5 protein-coding genes are annotated in these 3,889 nt (G+C 57.4%); all 5 read right to left on the bottom strand.

Annotated elements, in window-relative coordinates; translation table 11 throughout:
* Nucleotides 1-145: 145 nt before the first annotated feature.
* The 5 genes from SKZ59_RS28095 to SKZ59_RS28075 are packed head-to-tail and all read right to left on the bottom strand — an operon-like array spanning nt 146 to nt 3,705.
* Complete coding sequence (locus tag SKZ59_RS28095; protein WP_319993601.1) at nt 146-844, bottom strand: GntR family transcriptional regulator; 699 nt, start codon at nt 842-844, stop codon at nt 146-148.
* Nucleotides 845-870: 26 nt separating this feature from the next.
* A complete protein-coding gene (locus tag SKZ59_RS28090) occupies nt 871-1,599 on the bottom strand; it encodes an amino acid ABC transporter ATP-binding protein (protein ID WP_319993600.1) in 729 nt (242 codons plus the stop codon).
* A complete protein-coding gene (locus SKZ59_RS28085; protein ID WP_319993599.1) occupies nt 1,586-2,236 on the bottom strand; it encodes an amino acid ABC transporter permease in 651 nt (216 codons plus the stop codon). Before SKZ59_RS28085 ends, SKZ59_RS28090 begins: the two co-directional genes overlap by 14 nt.
* The gene (locus tag SKZ59_RS28080) at nt 2,233-2,901 is read right to left on the bottom strand and encodes an amino acid ABC transporter permease (protein ID WP_319993598.1); all 669 of its coding nucleotides are present in this window, start codon (nt 2,899-2,901) and stop codon (nt 2,233-2,235) included. The genes SKZ59_RS28085 and SKZ59_RS28080 overlap by 4 nt, the downstream gene beginning before the upstream one ends.
* Before the next feature lie 15 nt (nt 2,902-2,916).
* A complete protein-coding gene (locus tag SKZ59_RS28075) occupies nt 2,917-3,705 on the bottom strand; it encodes a transporter substrate-binding domain-containing protein (RefSeq protein ID WP_319993597.1) in 789 nt (262 codons plus the stop codon).
* Nucleotides 3,706-3,889: the final 184 nt, after the last annotated feature.

The raw sequence follows: 3,889 nt of genomic DNA, 5'->3' as shown, positions 1-3,889 counted from the left end.
CGTCCGTCAACTCCTTCTTTTTACTGCATCGCCGTTTCCGGTGATCCTCAACTGCCGCATTTGATTGCGTCTCATTGGGGAGGCGAACTATAGCAAAGCCCCGCCAGTCTTGGCAAGGGCTTTCAATCGCCATCGGTGTTTTTGTTCAGGCGGCCAGCAGGGCTTTGACCAGGTCTTTCTTGTCGACAGACTCCGGGGCATCAACATGCAGCGCCTTGAACACCTGGTCGAGATGATGCAGCATGATGTCGACCGCAACGTCGGCATTGCCAGCCTTGGCCGCCTCGATGAACAGCGCATGCTCATCCGATGAGCAACTGGCGTCTTCGCTGGACTGCTGGTGCATGGCGATCAGCGAGGTCCGCGCCGTCAGTTTGCGCAAGATTTCCTTCAACACCAGATTACCAACGATATCGGCCAGCAGGATGTGAAAGTCACCCAGCAACCTGGCGCGCAGCGGCAGATCGTTTTGTGCCAGGGCCTGGCGTTCCAGCGCAAGGTGCGCATCGATGCGGCGATAATCGTCGGCCTTGGCGATGGCCACGAAATCACGCGCCAGACCGGCCTCGAGCGTGCGGCGCACGGCAAAGATTTCGCGCGCCTCGCGTTCACTGAGCTTGCACACACAAGCGCCCTTTTCCGGAATGATCTCGATGAGCTCATCCTTCGACAGCATCAGCAAGGCCGCACGGATCTTGGTACGACTGACCGAATACACGCGGGCCAGGGCCTCTTCCTTGAGCTTGGTGCCAGAGGGCAAGCGGCGTTCGATAATCGCCGCCGCAATATCCGCAGCGATCTCCTCGCACGAGTTGGTAACAGCTGGTGTAGTGGGGTCAAGCATGCGGGATCTGGCTTTGGCAAAAACGATCAGGAAACCGAACTGATGAAACTGGCCAGTTCCGGCGTTGACGGCGCGGCAAACAGCGCCTTCGGATCACCCTGCTCATGGATTTTTCCCTGGTGCATGAAGACCAGTTGATCGCCCACCTCACGTGCGAAGCGCATTTCATGCGTGACCATGATCAAGGTCATGCCATCCTCGGCCAGCTTGCGCACCACGGCCAGCACTTCGTTCACCAGTTCCGGGTCAAGCGCCGAGGTGATTTCATCGCACAACAGTATTTTCGGCTGCATCGCCAGTGCCCGGGCGATTGCCACACGCTGCTGCTGGCCGCCCGACAGCTGGTCTGGAAACGACTCAAAGCGATCGGCAAGGCCGACTTTTGCCAGCGCATCGCGCGCAAGCGCCTCTGCTTGCTGTTTGCCGATTTTTTTGACCACCGTCGGTGCCAGCATCACATTCTGTCCGGCCGTCAGATGCGGATACAGATTGAACTGCTGAAACACCATGCCGACTTTCAGGCGCAACTGGCGCAAATCGGTCTGGCCGACGGTGACCCTCACGCCATCGACGTCGAGCGAGCCTTCATCGAAACTTTCCAGTCCATTGATCGAGCGCAGCAAGGTACTCTTGCCCGAACCACTGCGTCCGATCACTGCCGTCACTTGGCCTTCCTTGACGCGCAAGTCGATGCCCTTGAGGACGTGGTGCGCACCAAAGCGCTTGTGCAAACCATTGATGCTAACGAGAGACATTGATTTTCCTTTCCAGGCGGCGGGCATACAGCGAAAGCGGGAAACACAGGCAAAAATACATCAGGGCGATCAGGCCATACACGGTGAAGGGCGCAAACGTGGCATTGCTGATCATCGAGCCGGCCTTGGTCAGCTCGACAAAACCAATAATGGACGTGACCGCCGTCGCTTTCACGACCTGCACGGAAAATCCGACCGTCGGTGCAACGGCGATGCGCAGGGCCTGCGGCAAGATCACATGGCGCATCTGTTCCATATACGTCATTGCCGTGCTGGCAGACGCTTCCCACTGGCCGCGCGGAATCGCCTCGACGCAACCGCGCCAGATTTCCGCCAGGTAGGCGCTGGTAAACAAGGTCAGGGCCACGCTGGCCGCCAGCCAGGGCGACACTTGCATGCCGGTCAGCGACAGGCCAAAGAACAGCACGAACAATTGCATCAGCAGCGGCGTGCCCTGGAACAGCTCGATGTACATGACGGCAAACTGGCGCAGCAGCCGCGCGCTCGAGGTGCGCATCATCAGGATCGCGATGCCAACCAGGCCACCGCAAACAAAGGCGATCAAGGACAGCAATACAGTCCAACGCCCCGCCAGCAGCAAGTTGCGAATGATGTCCCATAGGGAAAAATCGCTCATGCCGCTCTCCTGGCAAGCACGTAGCGGCCAAACAGGCCCAACGCGCGGCGCACGCCGACCGCCAGCAAAAAGTACATGATGGTGACGACGAAATACACTTCGAAGGAGCGGAAGTTACGCGAGGTAATGAAGCCGGCGCCAAAGGTCAGCTCTTCGGCCGAAATTTGCGAACACACGGACGATCCCAGCATCACGATCACGATCTGGCTCGACAAGGCTGGCCACATCTTGAGCAAGGCCTGGCGCAGGATCACGCAGCGAAAAATCTGGAAGCGCGACATCGCCAGCGCCGAAGCGGCCTCGATATGGCCTTTCGGCACAGACGCTACGCCGGCGCGGATGATCTCGGTGCTATAGGCGCCCAGGTTGAGCACCATCGCAATCGTTGCCGCCTGCCACTCGCTCAAATGAATGCCGAGGCTGGGCAAGCCAAAGAAAACAAAAAACAGCTGCACGATGAACGGCGTGTTGCGAATCAGCTCCACATACACGGTGTAAACCGGGAACAGCACGGGCAGTTTCCAGGCGCGCGAGATGGCGCCAAGAATACCGATGGCAACACCGAGCACGGTGCCAACGAGTGTCAAACGCAAGGTGCCGATCACGCCGTTGTACAGGTACTCGCGGTATTCCCAAATACTGCTGAAATCAAAAGTGTATGCCATGGTGCGCTTGACCCGTTACAGCAGGGCGGTGACAGGGCGCGTTGTTTTCAGCCATTTCTGGGCCATGGTATTGAGGCTGCCGTCTTCTTTCGACTTGGCCAGGATGGCATTGATTTGCGCCAGTAACTTTGGTTCGCTTTTATTGATGCCGACGTAGCATGGAGAATTCTTGATAAAGAATTTGAATTCGAGTTTTTTGGCAGGCTGTTTTTCGACAATTGCGCCAGCCACCACATTGCCAGTGGCAATCAAGGGCACCTGGCCGGACAGGAAAGCAGAAATGGTCGCGTTATTATCTTCAAACCGCTTGATGGTGGTATTGGCCGGTGCAATCTTGCTCAGCTCAAGATCTTCCACGGCGCCGCGAGTGACGCCCACGGTTTTACCTGCCAGTTGCTCGGCCTTGCTGATCGTCTGATCCGCACCACCGAATACGCCGCTGAAGAATGGCGCATACGCTGCGCTGAAATCGATGACTTTTTCACGCTCCGGGTTTTTACCGAGACTGGAAATAACCAGGTCGACTTTTTTGGTATTGAGGTAAGGAATGCGATTGGCGCTGGTCACAGGCACCAGTTCCAGCTTGACGCCAAGGCCTTTGGCCAGCATTGCGGCCACGTCAATGTCGTAGCCAACGGGTTTCATGTCAGGGCCGACGGATCCGAAAGGCGGGAAATCCTGGGGCACGGCCACGCGCAAGACCTTGGCCTTGAGAATATCGTCGAGCGCCTCGGCATGGGTCAGCGGTGCGGCAAGTGCGGTGGCGGACAAGATCAGCGACAACAGGATCGAACGACGGTTCATGGACAACTCCTCAAGGTGGGATGGAGCGTGCTATCCCGTGATGAACAGCGCGCCATAATCCTTGAGCAGTTTCCGTGCCTGCATACAAAGCCTGCATACGATCTGCAAAGCCTCTATTTCTGCATAGTTTTTGAGCAGTGCCTGACTTTCTGCACCACACCATGCACGAATCGGGTGCGCCGCG

It is taken from the genome of Janthinobacterium sp. GMG2 (assembly GCF_033949445.1).
GTDB lineage: Bacteria > Pseudomonadota > Gammaproteobacteria > Burkholderiales > Burkholderiaceae_D > Janthinobacterium > Janthinobacterium aestuarii.
Note: the sequence above shows the minus strand (reverse complement) of the source record. Positions and strands in the feature narration are given on the sequence as shown.